Raw genomic sequence first — 17259 nt, forward strand, 5'->3', positions numbered from 1 at the left:
CGGATCAGACCTCCGTCTCGAACCGTTTGGACAGGCGGAAGGCGACTGCCGCAATCACGGTGATGATGATGAACATGGCGGCGGCGACCGTGGTGCCGTAACCGAGTTCGAAGGAGGCGAAGACCTGCTTGTACATATAGCTTGCCATCACCTGCGAGGCATTTTCCGGCCCGCCTTCGGTCATGACGTAGATCAGGTCGAAATAGCGCATCGAACCGATGGTCGCGAGCAGCACGGCGGTGCGGAACGTGCCCTGCAGATGTGGCAGTTTCAGCCGCCAGAAAATGGTCGTCTGGGTGGCGCCGTCGAGCCTTGCGGCCTCGGTGATCTCGCGCGGGAAGGAGGCGAGGCCGGCCAAAAACAGCACCATATAGAAAGGAATGTTCTGCCACAGCACGACCGCGATGACCGAGCCCAGCGCATAGCGCGGATCGCCGAGCCAGTCATGCGCCCAGCCGTAAAGCCCCATGGCATCGAGAATGGAATTGATCGGGCCGAAATTCGGGTCGTAGATGTTCTTGAACAGCACGCCCAGCGCCACCGAGGACATCAGAAGCGGGATGAAATAGAGGATCTTGAGGATCCGCGATCCCTTGCTCGCCTCATCCAGAACGACGGCGAGAACCAGCGCGATCGGCAGTTGAATGATGATCGAGAATAGCGCCAGTAGGATGTTGTTCAAGGCGGAATGCCAGAACACGCTGTCATGCATCAGCCGGACCCAGTTATCCAGTCCGACGAATTCGGCGGTATCGCCAAGCCCGTTCCAGTTTACAAAGGAAAGCCGGAAGCTGGAGATCAGGGGATAGAGCAGATAGACAGCCAGGAAGATGACCGCCGGCGCCATGAAGACGAAGGGCGCTGCCTTTTGGGCCATGACCCATTTCTTGCGCTGCCTTTGCCGGTCGGCAGCCGTCCGCGTTATCGCCGTGGACATGGTGTTTCCTTTCTCTCGCGCGTTTTCCAGAAGGTCGGGAAAAACGGCACACGCAGCATTTCGGCCGCCGCCGGGAGGGACGGCGGCCGATGCGGGGCGCGTGTTACACAAACGCCTCGGAGGTTTGGGCTAAGGAAAGGCGCAGGCCTTATTGCCGGGCCTCGGCCTGGGCAGCCTGTTCCATTTCGGCGGCGGCTTCTTCCGGCGTGATCGACATGCCGAAGAGCTGCTGGACCGTGTCCTTGTGGACTTCACCAAGGGCCGGCGGCAGTTCCTGGTCGTACCAGAGCTGAACGCTGCCCGCATCGCCGACAACACCGAGAACCTTGTTCAGGAAAGGGTCGTCCGTGGTGATGTCCTTGAGCGGCATGACGCGCTGGTCGGCAAGACGGGCGGCAGCGGCATCGTCATTGGTGAGATAGGTCAAAAGCTCGAAGGCCTTGTCCTTTTCGGGGCATGCGGCAGAGACGCTGACATAGTTGTCGCCGAGCGTGCCGATAACGTTGGACGGATCGCCCTTGCCATCGGGAACCGACGGGAAGGTGAAGAAATCGACCTTTTCGGCAAAGGCCGGGTTTTCATTGCGGATCGAGGCCATTTCCCAGCTGCCCATCAGCTCCATGGCGGCGCGGTCGGCGTAAAGCAGGCGGCGGGAACCGCCGACATCGTAATCCAGACCGTTATAGCCGCGGGCAAAGGCGTTCGCCTCGACAAGTTCCTGAAGGCGTTCGCCGGCTTCGATGAAGACCGGATCCTCGAACGAACCGCCTTCTTCGCGGGCAGCGGCCTTGCGGAAAACCTCCGGCCCGCCGATGCGGTCTGCCAGCAGGACGAAATACATCGAGCCCGGCCATTTGTTCTTGTTGGCTAGCGCAAACGGGGCGATGTTGTTTTCATTGAGCACATTGATGACGTTCATCAGCTCGTCCCAGGTTTCGGGCGGCGTCAGGTCGAGCTCATCGAAGATTTCGGTGTTGTAGAAGACCACGGCAACGGCGGTGTTTTCCGCCGGCAAGCCGTAGATCTTGCCATCGAAGGTGACCGGGCCGAAGCTGGCCGGCACGAAGCGATCCTTGAACTCCGGATTGGCATCGAGATAGGGCGTCAGATCGGCGACCTGACCGGAATCGACATATTCCTTCAACGGGCCGCCGCCCCAGGAGGCAAACACGCAAGGCGGCTCATTGGCGCCGAAAGCGATCTTCAGCTTGGTCTTGTAGGCGTCATTGGCAAAGTGCGAATCCTCGACCACATAACCGGGATTGGCTTCCTCGAAACGATCCATCGCATCACGAACAATGCCGGCTGTCGCCGTGTCCGAGCGCAAATCCCATGATGTGATCGTTGTTGTGTCCTGTGCCTGCGCGGCAAGCGGAACGAGCGCCGCAACGGCTGCGGACCCTAAAAGGCGTGCGAAAACGCCGGATGATTTGAATTGCATTGTATCCTCCCAAGCAAAACAGTGACAAATCCGTTGATACGAGTTACGTTACCGGTAACGATACATTGTGTCAATCGCCTTTCCCTTTGGAAAAAACGAGGACAATTCGAGCCAACAGAGAGCCAGCCGGACAATCGCAAACAGCAACGGAACAAGCGCCTTTGTCGCTATTGTGACAAATTTGTGCTAGCCAGAGCTTCGCTTTGCGGCTTATGGCGCATGGGCCTTTAAAGAACGAATTTAACGTTGGCCGGCTGGTGTTCTTTACCGAGGGGCCGAAATGCGATGCCGATAAGAATGCGCCGGGGAGAAACGCTGTGGCGGTGAAGAAACGGGCGGCCACACTGGCCGAAATTGCGAAGGTTGCCGGCGTCTCCCGGATGACGGCGTCACGCGCGCTGAACAATCAACCCGGCGTGTCGGCGGAAACGCGAGAGGATATCCTGCGCATTGCCGATGAGATGGGCTATTCGGTCAATCCGTTCGCCCAGAAACTGGCCAATGGCCGTTCGCGCATCATCGGCGTCATGGCCGAGCTGCATGCCCCCTTTACCAGCGATATCGTGCTGGGCATCAGTGGTGCGGCCAAAAGCGCCGGCTACGAGGCGCTGGTCTATTCGCTGCCCGACCGCGACAGCACGGCACCGAGCAGCGTTGCCAGCCTGCTTCAACAGATCGCCGGCGGCATTGTTGCGATCCTGCCTTACGAGGCGAGCTATCTGGAGCAGATTGCCAGCGAAACCCTGCCGGTGGTGACGATCGACACGCTGTATGATGATCCGCCGTTTCCGGCGGTGGATGGCGACAGCTATCAGGGGGCTAGGCTGGCCGTTCGCCATCTGGCCGATCTCGGACATCGGCGTATCGGTTTTATCACCGGCGACAACCGGCTGCGTTCAGCGCGTGAGCGGCTGGCGGGATACAGGGATTCCGTTGCCCAGTTCGGTCTGGACAGGGATCCCGAACTGATTGTCACCGGTGATTTCCTGCAGAAAAGCGGATTTGACGCCGCCAAACAGCTTTTGGCCCTCAAGGATCGCCCGACCGCGATTTTTGCCGCCAACGACATCAGTGCGCTTGGCGCCAGCCAGGCCTTGCGCGAAAAGGGTCTCCGTATCCCGGAGGACATGTCACTGGTCGGTTTTGATGACATCGCCATCTGTCAGCAGATGCATCCGCCGCTGACCACGATCCGTCAGCCGCTGCGCCAGATCGGTCGCTCGGCCACGAACACCCTGCTGGCCCGCATCGGTGGCCTGGATGCCCCGAGCAACCGGATCACCCTGCCGACCGAACTGGTCGTCAGACAGTCGACGGCGCCCCCGCCAAAAGCCCTTTAACGCTCGACTTCGACGTCCATGCCGGCCACTGCCCCGGCAGGAAACGTTGAACTGGTGCGGCCGGAGCGCATCGTCACGAGGCTGCAAGGTTATTCTTCTACGCGGCCGAATGTCTCGAAGAACGCCTTCGATGTGCCGTCGGGGGCCTTGCCGACGCCCCAGCGCATCAGGGTCGAGGCGTCCTCGGAGAAGCACCAGTACTGGCCGATGATCACATCGCCGTCGAGCTGTTCCAGCACCTGGAATTCGCGGGCGCTCAACTGGCGGATACGCACCTCGTTGTAGCGGGCGTTGCCGGCAATCGGTGCAGGCTTGTCATCCAGCGTCGCATCGAACTTGTTGACATAAAGCTTTTCGGGATTGGTGTCGTTGAGGCCTTCGTAAGCCAGAAAATTCTCCTCAAACCGCATGGTCAGCGTCAGGCGGAAACCGGCCGGGAACATGCCGTTGCTCCAGTAGCTCTGCGGATGCAGCGAACGGTAAACACCGCTCAGGCTTGTATTGTCCCACGATTGCGGTTCGATGGCGGGCAGGCTCCGGCCCGTGGCAAGAGCTTCGATCAGCATGGTTTGGTCTTTCATTCGGTCTATCTTGTTGTCGAAAAGGGAAAGAGCGGCGCCGACAGGTCAGGTTCCCTGCCGGCCCGCATTGCGAAGCGTCGGATCGAGCTGGTCGCGCAGCCAGTCGCCGACGATGGAAACCGACAGGGCGAGGAAAAAGATGATGGCGCCGGGAAACATGGTGAGCCACCACGAGGTCATCAGCCGGTCGCGCCCGTCGCTCATGATCTGGCCGAGGCTCGTCATCGGCGGCTGCACGCCAAGACCGAGAAAGCTCAACGCGGTTTCAAGAAGCACCGTCAGCGGCAGGTTGATGGTGAACTGCACCAGGATGACGTTGAAGATATTGGGCAGGATATAGCGCAAGTAAATCCGGGTGGCCGACGCGCCGAGAACCCGCTCGGCCGTGACATAGCCGCGTTCGCGCACCGAAAGCGTGGAGGCGCGCACCAGTCGCGCATAGTTTTCCCAGCCGCTGAAGCCGACCATGATCACGATCAGCAGCAGGCTGCTCTTGAACAGCGCCAGCACGAACAGCGCAACAATGATGATCGGCACAGAGGCCTGCACATCGACGGCCATCATGATCAGCGTATCGGTCTTGCCGCGCCTGCCGCCGGCAATCAGCCCGAGCAGCGAGCCGAACACGGCACCGATCAGCGTACCGAAGACAGCGACCAGCAGCGTCACCTTCGCGCCCATGGCAAGGCGTGTCAGAAGATCGCGGCCGCGCCCGTCCGTGCCCAGCACATGATCCCACGATCCGCCGAGAAAGACGGGAGGTTCGTACCGGTCGAGCAGCGACGTCTGACGGAAATCATAGGGTGTGAGAAAACCGCCGAACAGGGCAAACAGCACGAACAGGATGACGAAGCCGATGGAGATGCGCACGGCGAGCGGCATTTCGCGGAAAAACGAAAACCTCATGACGCGGCCCTCCGGATGCGCGGGTCGAGAAACGCGTAGAGAATATCGACCGCAAGGTTGGCGAAGGTCATCGAGAAGGTAACGGCCAGCACCAGAAACTGCACCACGGCAATATCCCGGGTGGCAACCGAGCGCACCAGCAACTGCCCGACACCCGGCCATGCGAAGACCTGTTCGGTCACCACCGCGCCGGCCACGAGACTGCCGAGACTGAGGCCCAGCATGGTGACGATCGGGATGGCCGCATTGGGCGCCGCATGTCGCCACAGACGCCGCGCTGCCGGCACGCCGCGCGCCTCAAGCGCCATCATGAAGGGTTGGTTGATCGTTTCCAGCAGCGATGACCGCGTGAAGCGCGCGAAGGCGCCCATCGAGGCAAGCCCCAGCGTTGCCGCCGGCGGCAACAGCAGAAAGAGCGAAATCTGGCCGTTTGCCGCCGCGCCGAAGAAAACGCCGAAGACCAGCGCGCCCGTCAGGATCACGACGAGACCGAAAAAGAAGTTCGGCATGGCGAAGGCAAAGACGGAAAAGCCCATCACCAGCCGGTCGATAAAGCTGTTGCGGTTAAGCGCCGCGACAGCGCCGATCAGGATGCCGAAGACGACAGCAATCGCAAGCGCCGTTCCGCCAAGCATCAGTGTCGCCGGGAGCCGCTCGAGAAACAGCGTCAGCGATGATTTGCCGGTGTGGATCGAATACCCGAAATCGCCCTGAAACAAGCCGAGAACGTAATTGGCGTATTGAACCGGCAGCGGCTTGTCGAGCCCCAGCTTGACACGGTAGGCCTCCACCACCTCGGGCGGCGCGTCCGGTGGCGCCAGCGCCTGGGCCGGGTCTCCCGAAAGGCGAATGAAGAAGAACACGATGGTCACCGCGATCAGCAATGTCGCCAGCGAACGGAGAATGCGAAACAGGATGATCCGGCTCATATGCTGTCGCCTCCCGTGGCTGCGATCTGACCGGCCCGCGAAAGCGACGAGGTCGCCCGCCCTGCCCTGTCGGGAACCGCATTGAGCAGCGTTCGGGTATAATCATGGGCCGGCGTGACCAGCACTTTTGAAGCCGGGCCCTGCTCGACCGCCTCGCCGCGATACATCACCGTCACCTCATCGCAGATCGAAGCGGCGACGCGCAGGTCGTGGGTCACGAACAGCATGGCGAAGCCGAGCTTTTCCTGAAGCGCTGCAAACAGCGCCAGGATCTGTGCCTGGATCGAGACATCGAGCGCCGAGATCGCCTCGTCGGCAACCAGAATTTCCGGCTCGACCACCAGCGCGCGGGCAATGCAGAGCCGCTGTCGCTGCCCGCCGGAAAATTCATGCGGGAAGCGATCGAAGGCCTGTTCCGGCAGTCCGACGAGCGAGAGCATCTGACGGGCGCGATCCGCGGCCTGCCGTTTTGTTGCACCGTGAATGAGGGCGCCTTCGGCAACGCTCCACCCGGCCTTCTGGCGCGGGTTGAGCGCGCTGAACGGGTCCTGCTGCACAAGCTGGATGCGCTTGCGCATGGCGCGCGGCATGCCGGTCACGAACTGGCCTATATCCGTGCCGTCGAGGATCACGGTACCGCCGGTCAGCGGTTCGAGCTGCAGAATACCGCGCACCAGCGACGATTTGCCCGATCCGCTCTGACCGACCAGACCATGGGTCTCACCGCGCTTCAGAGAAAGCGAAACACCGCGCACCGCCTCGATGGCGCGGTCTGCGAAAAGACCGTCACGCTGATGATAGGTGATGGCGATATCGCGCGCTTCCAGCACCACCGACGTTTCATGTTCCGCGCTGCTTTGGGCGCCCGGCTTCGGCAGGCTCTCGAGCAGACGGATGGTATAGGGATGGCGCGGCGCCTCGAAAATCGCGTCGCGGCTGCCGGTTTCGACGATCTCGCCCTCACGCATGACCATCACGCGGTCGGCAATATCGGCCACGACCGAAAGATCGTGGGTAATGAACAGCAGTCCGGCCTGGAATTCTTCCTGCAAGTCGCGAATAAGCGCCAGGATTTCCGCCTGTGTCGTGACATCGAGCGCGGTCGTCGGCTCGTCTGCAATCAGCAGTGCCGGCTTGAGCGCCAGCGCCATGGCAATCGCGATCCGCTGGGCCTGACCGCCGGAAAGCTGATGCGGGTAGGATTTGTGGATCCGTTCGGGATCGGCCAGCCTAACGGCCGTGATCATGTCGAGAGCGCGGGCCCGGCGCGCACGCGCCGAACGCATGCCGTGAACCAGAAGCATCTCCTCGATCTGTCTTCCGACCGTCATCACCGGGTCAAGCGTGGCCGCCGGTTCCTGAAAGATCAGGCCGATCCGGTCTCCCCTCAGCCTGCGCATGGCTGCGGGATCACCGGCCGGCAGCGGTGCGCCCTCGAAGATGATCTCGCCGGCGGCCTTTTTGAGGCCGCGCGGCAACATGTCCAGCAAGGCCTGTGCGGTGATCGACTTGCCCGAGCCGCTTTCGCCGACGAGACACACGCATTCGCCCGGCCGGATCGAAAGGTCGAGGTTGCGGACAGCATGGTCGCGGTCCGCCCCCTCCGGCAGGGTGATCGTCAGGCCCCGGATATCGAGCAGTTCCGACGGGTTGTCAGACACCGGCTTTTCCTAGGGCTCGATCGTCAGGAAGTCGTTGTTGAAGATGGTCAGCTGCGAACTCCCCGGATCCCATTCATATTTGTCGCTCATGGCGAATGTCTGAACGTTTCTCCAGAGGTACATGCCGGGCGTGACATCCTCCCAGTCTTTCACCAGATCGAGATAGGCGGCATTCTTGTCGTCGAAGGTCTGCGCCCGCTCGAAGCGTTCGCCATCGGCGAGGAAGGCCTCGCTCGGCGTCCATGTGCGGTGGGCGGCGGTGACGCGGCTCGACGATGGGCCCCAGTCCAGCCAGAGCGGTCGGTAGGGGTCTCCGGTGAACTCCGACGACATCGACATGTTGAGCATGTGGAACGGGCGCTGATAGGCGAGCGAGAAATTGTCGACGATATTGAGCTCGACATTGATCCCCATGTCGCGCCACATCTCGACCATATATTCGGCCGCCACCTCGTAATTCGGATAGAACCCGCGCACGATGTTCCAGGTCAGCGGCTGGCCGTCATAATCGCTTTCTGCGAGAAACTCGGCCGCCCGTTCCGGGTCGTAACCATAGGTCGCCTTACGGTCAGGATCGAAATAGGGGCCGTATTCCGGGAAATTGAATGGCGTCGGCGTGAACGTCATGCCGTTCCAGAGCGCCTCGGTAATGGCATCGCGGTCGATCGCCATCACCATCGCCTTGCGCAGATTGGCATCGACCAGCGGATTGTCGTCCATACCTTCAATGGTGAGCGTATTGAAAGCAAACATCGGGTAATTGCCGATCTGATCGGTGATCAGGTGGATCCCGTCAGTGGCTTCGACGGATTCCAGCTGATCCACGGGAACGCTCATGATCAGGTCATAATCGCCCGACACCAGACCGGCATAGCGCGTCGAAAATTCGGGAACGATCTTCCAGATGACGCTCTTCAGCGGCGGCGTGCCGCCCCAGTAGTCGTCATAGGCTTCGGCAATGGCGTGGTCGGACGGATCGAAATCCGTGATCCTGTAAGGTCCGGTTCCGATCGTCATCTGACCGAAAGCCTCGGTGCCGACGCTTTCGTAATAGTCCTTCGGAAGCACGTAACCAATGGGCGTGGTCAGGCGGTTGACGAAGGTCGCGTCGGGATAGGCGGTTTCCAAGTCGACGGTATAGTCATCGACGACAGTGACGCCGACAAGCCCGCGCGCATAATTCTTGCCACGCGGCGCCAGCGGCTCGTCGCCCCACAGACGCTCCTCGGAAAGCGAGAAGGCGACGTCTTCGGCGGTCATCGGATCGCCGTTCTGGAACGTCACCCCTTCGCGCAGATGCAGCCGCCAGGTGGTCGGGGTCACCTGTTCCCAGCTCGTGGCGAGCCCGGGGATGATGGTGTTGCCTTCCGGGTCCTCGAAATAGTTCCGCTTCACCAGCGTATCGAAGACATTGCCGTAAACCCGGCCGCCGGTGGTCGAAAGGCCGATCACGGGGTCGAGCGTCGACCAGAGATTGTCGACGGCAAAGGCAAAGTCCGGTCTTGTGTCTTCCTGCGCAAAAGCCGGCGCCGTGGCCAGAGGCGATACGCCTGCCCCCAGGAAAAGCATGGCGGACGTCAGAAGCGTTCTTCGTTTCAACATGGTATGCGATCCCTCTGAAAGTCGTTTCTTGCGACGGGCGGCAGGCCCGCCGGTTTTGGCATGACGATGTTGTTGCAACGCTTCAGGCGGTTTGCCGCCTCCGGTGCGTTGCCCCCGGTTCAAAGCTGTAATCACGCTCGTTGAGGAGCGAGGGAATGGAGCGGCGTGTGTTTTCGACGCGCGCAAGATCGAGATCGGCGACCGCAAGCCCGATGCGCTTGCCCATGTCCTCGACCACCGTGCCCCACGGGTCGACGATCATCGACTGCCCCCAGGTGTCCCGCCCGTCATCGTGATGGCCGCACTGGGCTGCCGCCACGACATAGCAACCGTTTTCGATGGCGCGCGCTCGCAGAAGCGTCGGCCAGTGCGCCTCTCCCGTCGACATGGCGAAAGCTGACGGGATGAACAGGATCCTGGCGCCGGCATGGGCATAGTCGCGGTACAGATGGGGGAACCGCACATCGTAGCAGACCGACATGCCGAACGGGCCCCAGGGCGTTTCGGCCAGCACGGCTTCGCCGCCCGGCGCGTAACGGTCGGACTCACGCCGCGATATCTCGCCCGGCAGATCGACGTCGAACAGATGGATCTTGTCGTAGCGCGCGACGAACGCGCCGCTGGCGTCGATCAGGTGGCTGGTATTGGAGAAGCGGGCACCGTCCGCGCCGGCAAGCGGTGTCGAACCGGTATGGATCCAGAGCCCGTATTTTGCCGCAAGCGCCCGGCAGGCGGCGAGAAACGGATCCCGCGCCTCGTCGGTGACGGAGAGACGTGCAGACGCAACATCCTTGTTGACCATGCCGGACGCCTCCGGAAGCGCCAGAAGCTGGGCGCCCGCCGCATGAGCCTCGGCGGCAAGACCTGTCACGATCTCGATATTGCGCGCATGGGTGTTCGACGAGCACATCTGTGCCATCGCGAGCCGGATGACCGCCCGTCCATCATCATCAGTCGCAACTGTCGTTGATGTCATCTTCAATCCCTCCGGCCAATCGGCACTGCCTTAGAAACAGGCAAAGCTTAAATTTCGATCAACCACAGGCTAGAATGAGAAACTCGACAAAAAAAGTACAAAATTTCCCCTTCTCGTCTATAAAAGTAACATATTTTATCTCGGCAGGAACGGACCGATATGGCACAGGATCGCTTGCCCCCGCTGAGGGCGTTGAAGACTCTGGAGGCTTTTCATCAAAGTGGATCGGTGACGGCAACGGCACGATTGCTGAGTGTCTCCCATTCCGCCGTCAGCCATCAGCTGAAGCAGATCGAGGACTGGGCAGGCATCCGCCTGATGCGGCGCGACGGCCGTCAGACGGCGCTGACAGAGGCCGGAGAAAGCCTGGCACTGGTGATCAACGAGAGTTTCGGCGCAATCCGCCACGAGATCGACCGACTGACCATGCGCGAAAGATTGCCGGTCTCGATCGCCTCGCTTCGGTTTGTGATACCGAACTGGCTGCTGCCCGAGATCGAAACGTTCATGGCGGAAAATCCGGCGGTATCCGTCTATGTTCAGGAACATGTTTCCGACCAGCCGGTGAGCCCGGAACCTGATATTCTGATAGGTTTTTCGCTCGATGGCCATATTCCCGAGGGAGCCGACCCGATCATTCCCGGCGCGGCGGTCCCGGTCTGCGCGCCAAGCTATCAGGCCCGCCACACGATCAGGAGTTCGGCCGATATCGCGCGCGCCACGCTGCTGCACGATGAAGACATGCGCATGTGGAAAACATGGCTTTCAGCCGCCGGCATTGCAGCGCCAGACGAGCGAAACGAAAGACGGCTTTTCTTCTCGGGTTCGGCGCTGATCTGCGATGCGGCCCTGCGCGGGCTCGGTGTCGCGCTGTGCCGGGAGGCGCTGATTGAACCCTATCTCGAACGCGGCGAGCTGATCCGTCTGTCCGATATCCGGATTGACAGAACCGCCGTCTATTACCTGCAGATTTCACAACACGGCATGAACCGCCACGCCGCAATCGCGATCACCGACTGGTTAATCAAGCGCAGCCGAGGACGGTGGCAAGACATGCTGCACCGGCAATAAGGCCTGTCGAGATCAAGCCTTCCTCTCTGGGAAGGTCATCCGGTTTATATTTTCTTTTGCGCACAGATACAGGCTCCCCCTCCGCTGGCAGCCGCCAGACAGAACAGCACCCTTTTATGCAGGAACGGCTCTGTTTGCTATGCGGCACCACGCTTTTCTCACCGGTGTAGAACTTGCGCTCTCCATCGAGAAGATGGCCCTCAACATGGTGCACCGATTGCAACCGACGCTCTCGATATTGCGCCAGACGCGGTCAATACGACCACCGATCGGACACACAGGCCTGCGCATGACAGCTTATTTTCCTCGGGCCGTAATATGCACGTCACATGGGTCCCCTAAGGAGTGATTGCACGCGCGTGCAATCGGACCATTATTCTCACTTCCGGGGATCATCATGACCATCTTGAAGAAGACGAAGACCATTGTGCTGGGAGCGACCCTCCTGTGCGGAACGGCGCTCAGCGCAATGGCGGAAGATTACACGATCACCGTCTGGGCGGGCGGTACAGGCGAAACGTCACATTACCGCGTCGATGCCATAACCATGGCTGCCGACCTCCTTGAGCGCGAAGCTGCCGTACACGGCGAGGATCTCAACATCGAAGTCGAAAGCCAGGTCTGGAGCAGCTGGGACGACTTCAAGCAGGCTGTAACACTGGCGGCCGAATCGGACACGTTGCCGAACATCATCGTTACCGGGCACGAAGACATCGGCCCCTGGTCGCAGGCGGGCGCGATCCGGCCGATCGAAGACTATGTCGATTTCGACGCATGGCCCCTGAACCAGCTTTATGACAACCTCATCGACGTTGCGAGCTACAACGGCCAGATCTGGGGCATTCCGCAGGACGCCGAGGCGCGCGTGTTCTTCTTCTCGCGCGAAAAGCTTGCGGGCATCGGTTACAGCGAGGACGAAATCGACGGGCTGACGGACCGCGTGCTTTCGGGCGACTATACGCTCTACGATATGCTGGACGACGCCCGGAAAATGCAGGACGAGGGCCTTGTCGAGGAAGGCATGGCATTCGCGCCGCGCGTATCCAACGGCCCCGACTACTGGCAGTTCTACCAGAGCTTCGGCGGCGAGATGGTCGACGAGGAGACCGGCAAGCTGGTCTTCGACAAGCAGGCCATGACGGACATGTACCAGTTCTTCGTCGACGCCGTCGACATGGGCGTTGTGCCGCGGTCCTATCTCGGCATGGAGTGGGACGACTGGCATCGCAACGTCGCTGCAGGCAATTACGGCATGTGGCACGGCGGCACCTGGCACTATTCCCAGTGGACCGGCTCCTTCGAAATGACGGACTTTTTTGACAAGGTCGCCTATTCGCTGGTCCCCTCCGGCAACGACAACGGCCGCGCCAATTCCATCACCCATCCGCTTGTCTACCTGATCTCGACGGCAGGCTCCGATGATGACGCGGCGGTTTCCGCCGAGCTTATCTCGATCGCCTCCGAACCGCGGATCAATTCGCTGCATGCGGTTGCCTCCGGCCATCTGGCCATCGGCGAGGACCAGGCGACGGTTCCGCTCTATGCCAATGACCGCTGGACCACGGAAGCCACCGAAAACCTGCTGCCCCATGCCAATGCAATTCCCAACAATGCCGATTTCGGCATCTACTGGGACGCCATGTATCAGGGCCTCGAAGCAGCCTGGACGGGTGCCTCCTCCGTCGAGGACGCGGTCAATGCCGCCGAAGCCGATGTGACGTCGGCGCTCGGCAACGGCATTGTCGTCCGCTAGGGGAACCGGACCATTGGCCGATAACGCCTCTCGCAAGCGAGACAACCGGCCGGGCGCGTTGACGCGCTCGGCCGGCACCGCCGCCCCTAGCGATCAGCGCGAACGGCGAAGCCGGGTCAGCCCGCTGGGCACCCTGATGCTGACACCCACGCTGATTTTCGTCGGAATCTTCTTCCTTGCACCCATTGTGCTGACCGCGATCTTTTCCTTCACCAACATGACCAGTTCGACCGGCATCAGTGGCGGCGCCTACGTGATCACGCCGAACGGTCTGCGCGAACTTGCAGCCGACGGCATCGATCCCGCCGTCGTTGCAGAACTCGCACGCAGCACGGTTGTCGTCGACAAGGAAAGCCTTGCTGCCGCCCGGGCAGCCGGTGTTGACGCAGGCTTTCTCGATGAAATTGAGGAACAACTTTCCGGGCAGCAATTTGTCGACGAGCGCGCTTTCGAACGCGAACTCAAGACCCTGCCAGGCAGGCCGCGCCGGATCCGGGAGCTGAAGCTTGCCGCCGAGCCCTTCAGCCGTTCGATCCTCAACACGCGCTTCCAGACACGGGATGAAGCCAGCCGGGCCATCACGACGCTGGCGCCGGAGATTGATCCGGCCGACCTCGACCGTATCGTCAACGCCAGCTACACCGGATGGGTCTGGACGACGGCAAATTTCGAGAAGCTCAAGAACGAGCGCGAAACCGTCCGCGTCCTTCTCAACACGGCGTTTTACGTTTCCGTGACGCTGGCATTCAGTGTCTTCTTCGCTCTCTATCTCGCTTTCGCGATCTTCTACATGCCCCCGCGCATGGGCCTTTTCTTTTCCGCCCTGTGGCTGCTGCCGAAGATTACGCCCGTGGTTCTCTACACGCTGATGTGGAAAGCCTTCACCTGGGATAACGGCCTCGTCGCAACGCTTGCCGAGCAGTTCGGCCTGCCGTCCTTCAACTACATGAAAGGATCAGTGCCGAGCGCCTGGACCATCGTGATCCTGGTCAACGGCTTCATCGGCGTTTCGCTGGGCATGATCCTGTTTTCCAGCGCATTGCGCGCCATTCCCATGCAGCAGCTCTGGGCAAGCGAGGTGGACGGCGCCAGCCGCTGGCAACAGGTGCGCTATATCCTCCTGCCGCAAATGCGATGGCCGATCATGTTTTACACCTGCTACCAGACGCTGTCGCTGATCGGCTCCTACGAGCAGATCTGGCTGACCACGAATGGCGGCCCCGGCAACACGACGACGGTCTGGTCGCTGGAGGCCTTCCGTACCGCGCTCTTCAATTACAGCGGCAACCTGCAATATGGCCTCGGCGCGGCAATGGCGCTGGTGCTCGTGACCGGCGGACTGGTGCTGTCGATCACCTTCCTGCGCATCTTCCGGTTCAGGGAACTTGTCCAGAAACCGAAGATCGAAGCCTAGGAGACCCGGATGACACGCAATTTCTCGATCCTGCCGGTTCTTCTCGTACTGGCCATTGTCAGCCTTCCGCTGTGCCTGATGTATTTGTCACTTGTCATCGACAGCTTCACCAACGCGCCGGGCGGTTCGCTCATTCCAAACGAGGTGACGCTGGAACACTGGCGTTTTCTGATCGACCCGACGCTGGTCGGCAATGTCTGGGTCTCGACCTTCTACACGGTCGTCTATGCTGTCGCCCTCGTTGCGGTCGTCGTCTCGCTGGCGGCCACCGGCGGCTATGCCCTGTCGCGCCTCAACCTGCCGTTTCGTCGCATGTTTCTGGGCGGCGTGCTGATCATGCACGGGTTTCCGGCAGTTACCCTCATCATCGGCATGTTTCTCGTCCTGCAGTTCATCGGCCTTTACGACACGCTCGCCGGCATCGTGCTGGTGCGCGCGGCCCTGACCCTGCCGCTCGCGATCTGGGTGATGAAAGGTTTTTACGACAGCGTGCCATGGGAAATCGAGATGGCCGGCATACAGGACGGCGCCAGCCGCTTCACGGTATGGCGGCGGCTCATCCTGCCGCAGGTCAAACCCGGCCTCATCGCCATCACCGTGCTCGCTTTCATCGATGCCTGGGGGGAATTCGTCATTCCCCGGGTTCTCGCGCCGACCACGGATTTCGAAGTGCTTTCGGTTTTCCTCGAAGGCATCTCGATACCGGACTCGGTCGAATACAACTTCGATATCTACAAGGCCGTGGGGCTCTACTATACGCTCCCCGTCCTGATCCTCTTCCTCATTTTCCAGAACAGGCTCATGAACATTTTCGGCGGAGGCACCAAAGGCTGATGCGTATTGCCCTGAAGGACTTTACCAAAAAATTCGACGGCGTCCCCGTCATCGACAGGATGAACCTCGAAATCCGCGACGGCGAGATGCTCGCGCTGCTCGGCCCATCCGGCTGCGGCAAGTCAACGACGCTTCTGGCCATCAGCGGCATCCACCGTATTGACGGCGGACAGATCCTGTTCGGCGACGACGACATAAGCGGCCTGCCGAGCCAGAAGCGCAATGTCGGCGTCGTGTTCCAGAACTACGCGCTCTATCCGCATATGACGGCTTTCGAGAACATCGCGTTTCCCCTGCAGGTCCGCCGAACAGAAAAGAAGGAGATCGAAGCGCGCGTCCAGGAGATCGCGGAGCTGACGCATATCGCGCCCTATCTGAAACGAAAACCCGGCCAGCTTTCGGGTGGGCAGCAGCAGCGCGTCGCGCTCGCACGCGCCCTCGTGCGCAAACCGGGCGTCCTGCTTCTCGACGAACCGCTGGCCAACCTCGATGCGGCGCTGCGGCTTGAAATGCGCTCGGAAATCCGGCGCATCCAGCTTGAAACCGGCATCACCGCCATCCTCGTGACACACGATCAGGTGGAAGCGATGTCGATGGCGGACCGGATCGCCATTATGGACAAGGGCGAAATTTTACAGGTAAGCCCGCCGGACGAGATGTACCGCCGGCCGACAAACCGTTTCGTCGCCTCTTTCATGGGCAACCCGCCGATTGTGATGATCGACGGCGAGATGCGGAATGGCCGGTTTTCCGGTCCTGACGGTTTCGATCTGCCCCTGCCCTCACACCTGTCGGCGGACAACAACCGGCCTATTTCGATCGGCGTCCGGCCGGAGCACTTCGGTTCAACCGGCAGCCATTCCGTGCGCGGCAGGATCAGTTTCATCGAACCGCAGGGCAGAGAAACCCATTTCGACCTGAAGGTGGCCGAGGGCATCGTCCTGCGGTCCATCCAGCACGCACGCAACGACATCGCAATCGGACAGGACGTCGAGTGGCCGCTTGACGTCGAAAGCACGCTGGTTTTCGACGAGAAAGGAAACCGGCTCTGATGCGTCGTCACGGTCTTCGCTTCCCCTGCCCTTCGCGCGCCGACGGCCGCCCGCTGTCGATTGCCCATCGCGGCGCGTCGGCGCATGCTGCCGAAAACACGCTGGAGGCCTTTCGCGTTGCAGCCGGGCTCGGCGCCGACATGTGGGAGATTGATGTCCATCTGACGCGCGACGGTGTGGCCGTCATCAGCCACGACCCCGCGCTCGGGCACACGGTCGGCGTCGATGCCCGGATTGAGGCGCTTGATCTGGCCGACTTGCGTGCGCTGGCGCCGGACATGCCAACCCTCGACGAGACAATTGCTCTGGCATCAAAACTGGGTCAGGCCCTCTACGTGGAAGTGAAGGCACGTGGCGCCGGTGCTGTCACAATCCGCCGCCTTATGGCGGCCGGCTTCCAGTCGGCCGTCCTCGGAAGCTTCATGATCGACGAAGTCCGCGATCTGGTCGACGCGGTGTGTCCGTTTCCGGTCTCAGTCCTCGTGCCGCTCGGCATGGACCCGTTCGCTCTGGCCGCGCAGACGGGCGCCGACATCATCCACCTGTGTTGGGAACGCGGCGGAGAGCGACCGCAAGACCTGGTGACGCAGGTTCTCCTGCAGCAGGCCCGCGAACTGGACCTCGGGATCGTGCTCTGGCACGAGGCGCGGCGCGCGGTTCTCGATGAGCTGATTGACATGCCCGTTCTCGGCATTTGCACCAACAATCCCGAGATGATGGCGCGGCTCGACCCGCTCAGGGCACTCGGCATTCAGACCGTCT

14 protein-coding genes and 1 pseudogene are annotated in these 17259 nt (G+C 61.1%); 7 read left to right on the forward strand and 8 right to left on the reverse strand.

Annotated elements, in window-relative coordinates:
• Positions 1–4: 4 nt before the first annotated feature.
• Both ABID12_RS04380 and ABID12_RS04385 read right to left on the reverse strand, forming a co-directional pair.
• A complete protein-coding gene (locus ABID12_RS04380; RefSeq protein ID WP_319519159.1) occupies positions 5–937 on the reverse strand; it encodes a carbohydrate ABC transporter permease in 933 nt (310 codons plus the stop codon).
• A gap of 148 nt (positions 938–1085) precedes the next feature.
• Entirely contained in the window at positions 1086–2378 is a 1293-nt protein-coding gene (locus tag ABID12_RS04385) for an extracellular solute-binding protein (protein WP_354433251.1), read from the reverse strand.
• Between the two features lie 317 nt (positions 2379–2695).
• On the opposite strand from ABID12_RS04385, the gene ABID12_RS04390 reads away from it, so the two are divergent.
• A complete protein-coding gene (locus ABID12_RS04390; protein ID WP_227023579.1) occupies positions 2696–3718 on the forward strand; it encodes a LacI family DNA-binding transcriptional regulator in 1023 nt (340 codons plus the stop codon).
• 89 nt (positions 3719–3807) lie between these two features.
• On the opposite strand, the gene ABID12_RS04395 is transcribed toward ABID12_RS04390, so the two are convergent.
• The 6 genes from ABID12_RS04395 to ABID12_RS04420 all read right to left on the reverse strand — a co-directional run bounded on the left by ABID12_RS04395 (position 3808) and on the right by ABID12_RS04420 (position 10373).
• Positions 3808–4299, reverse strand: a complete 492-nt coding sequence (locus ABID12_RS04395; protein ID WP_354433252.1) for a hypothetical protein — start codon at positions 4297–4299, stop codon at positions 3808–3810.
• Between the two features lie 45 nt (positions 4300–4344).
• Positions 4345–5205, reverse strand: a complete 861-nt coding sequence (locus ABID12_RS04400) for an ABC transporter permease (protein ID WP_354433253.1) — start codon at positions 5203–5205, stop codon at positions 4345–4347.
• Positions 5202–6134 carry an ABC transporter permease gene (locus tag ABID12_RS04405; protein WP_106303722.1) on the reverse strand — a complete coding sequence of 311 codons (933 nt, stop codon included), beginning with the start codon at positions 6132–6134 and terminating at the stop codon, positions 5202–5204. The genes ABID12_RS04400 and ABID12_RS04405 overlap by 4 nt, the downstream gene beginning before the upstream one ends.
• A complete protein-coding gene (locus ABID12_RS04410; RefSeq protein WP_354433254.1) occupies positions 6131–7795 on the reverse strand; it encodes a dipeptide ABC transporter ATP-binding protein in 1665 nt (554 codons plus the stop codon). Before ABID12_RS04410 ends, ABID12_RS04405 begins: the two co-directional genes overlap by 4 nt.
• Positions 7796–7804: 9 nt before the next feature.
• Positions 7805–9397 carry an ABC transporter substrate-binding protein gene (locus ABID12_RS04415; protein ID WP_354433255.1) on the reverse strand — a complete coding sequence of 531 codons (1593 nt, stop codon included), beginning with the start codon at positions 9395–9397 and terminating at the stop codon, positions 7805–7807.
• 82 nt (positions 9398–9479) lie between these two features.
• Entirely contained in the window at positions 9480–10373 is an 894-nt protein-coding gene (locus tag ABID12_RS04420; protein WP_354433256.1) for a carbon-nitrogen hydrolase family protein, read from the reverse strand.
• Between the two features lie 159 nt (positions 10374–10532).
• Between ABID12_RS04420 and ABID12_RS04425 the strand changes: the two genes are divergently transcribed.
• The 6 genes and pseudogenes from ABID12_RS04425 to ABID12_RS20850 form a co-directional block, all read left to right on the forward strand.
• The gene (locus ABID12_RS04425; RefSeq protein WP_354433257.1) at positions 10533–11444 is read left to right on the forward strand and encodes a LysR family transcriptional regulator; all 912 of its coding nucleotides are present in this window, start codon (positions 10533–10535) and stop codon (positions 11442–11444) included.
• 397 nt (positions 11445–11841) lie between these two features.
• Positions 11842–13197: an ABC transporter substrate-binding protein gene (locus ABID12_RS04430; protein WP_354433258.1), complete on the forward strand. Its 1356-nt coding sequence runs from the start codon at positions 11842–11844 to the stop codon at positions 13195–13197.
• Between the two features lie 136 nt (positions 13198–13333).
• Complete coding sequence (locus tag ABID12_RS04435; RefSeq protein ID WP_435528166.1) at positions 13334–14611, forward strand: carbohydrate ABC transporter permease; 1278 nt, start codon at positions 13334–13336, stop codon at positions 14609–14611.
• A 9-nt stretch (positions 14612–14620) separates the two neighbouring features.
• The gene (locus ABID12_RS04440; RefSeq protein ID WP_354433260.1) at positions 14621–15445 is read left to right on the forward strand and encodes a carbohydrate ABC transporter permease; all 825 of its coding nucleotides are present in this window, start codon (positions 14621–14623) and stop codon (positions 15443–15445) included.
• A complete protein-coding gene (locus ABID12_RS04445; protein ID WP_354433261.1) occupies positions 15445–16497 on the forward strand; it encodes an ABC transporter ATP-binding protein in 1053 nt (350 codons plus the stop codon). The genes ABID12_RS04440 and ABID12_RS04445 overlap by 1 nt, the downstream gene beginning before the upstream one ends.
• A pseudogene (locus tag ABID12_RS20850) lies at positions 16497–17216 on the forward strand (glycerophosphodiester phosphodiesterase); the annotation flags it as partial. The gene ABID12_RS04445 and the pseudogene ABID12_RS20850, both read left to right, overlap by 1 nt.
• Positions 17217–17259 lie beyond the last annotated feature (43 nt).

It is taken from the genome of Martelella mangrovi, from assembly GCF_040545495.1.
Lineage (GTDB): Bacteria > Pseudomonadota > Alphaproteobacteria > Rhizobiales > Rhizobiaceae > Martelella > Martelella mangrovi.

What these genes read in the sequence shown, in the direction of transcription:
- ABID12_RS04380 (WP_319519159.1), bottom strand. Translation starts at nt 937, where the DNA reads ATGTCCACGGCGATAACGCGGACGGCTGCCGACCGGCAAAGGCAGCGC.
- ABID12_RS04385 (WP_354433251.1), bottom strand. Translation starts at nt 2,378, where the DNA reads ATGCAATTCAAATCATCCGGCGTTTTCGCACGCCTTTTAGGGTCCGCA.
- ABID12_RS04395 (WP_354433252.1), bottom strand. Translation starts at nt 4,299, where the DNA reads ATGAAAGACCAAACCATGCTGATCGAAGCTCTTGCCACGGGCCGGAGC.
- ABID12_RS04400 (WP_354433253.1), bottom strand. Translation starts at nt 5,205, where the DNA reads ATGAGGTTTTCGTTTTTCCGCGAAATGCCGCTCGCCGTGCGCATCTCC.
- ABID12_RS04405 (WP_106303722.1), bottom strand. Translation starts at nt 6,134, where the DNA reads ATGAGCCGGATCATCCTGTTTCGCATTCTCCGTTCGCTGGCGACATTG.
- ABID12_RS04415 (WP_354433255.1), bottom strand. Translation starts at nt 9,397, where the DNA reads ATGTTGAAACGAAGAACGCTTCTGACGTCCGCCATGCTTTTCCTGGGG.
- ABID12_RS04420 (WP_354433256.1), bottom strand. Translation starts at nt 10,373, where the DNA reads ATGACATCAACGACAGTTGCGACTGATGATGATGGACGGGCGGTCATC.
- ABID12_RS04425 (WP_354433257.1), top strand. Translation starts at nt 10,533, where the DNA reads ATGGCACAGGATCGCTTGCCCCCGCTGAGGGCGTTGAAGACTCTGGAG.
- ABID12_RS04430 (WP_354433258.1), top strand. Translation starts at nt 11,842, where the DNA reads ATGACCATCTTGAAGAAGACGAAGACCATTGTGCTGGGAGCGACCCTC.
- ABID12_RS04435 (WP_435528166.1), top strand. Translation starts at nt 13,334, where the DNA reads ATGCTGACACCCACGCTGATTTTCGTCGGAATCTTCTTCCTTGCACCC.
- ABID12_RS04440 (WP_354433260.1), top strand. Translation starts at nt 14,621, where the DNA reads ATGACACGCAATTTCTCGATCCTGCCGGTTCTTCTCGTACTGGCCATT.
- ABID12_RS04445 (WP_354433261.1), top strand. Translation starts at nt 15,445, where the DNA reads ATGCGTATTGCCCTGAAGGACTTTACCAAAAAATTCGACGGCGTCCCC.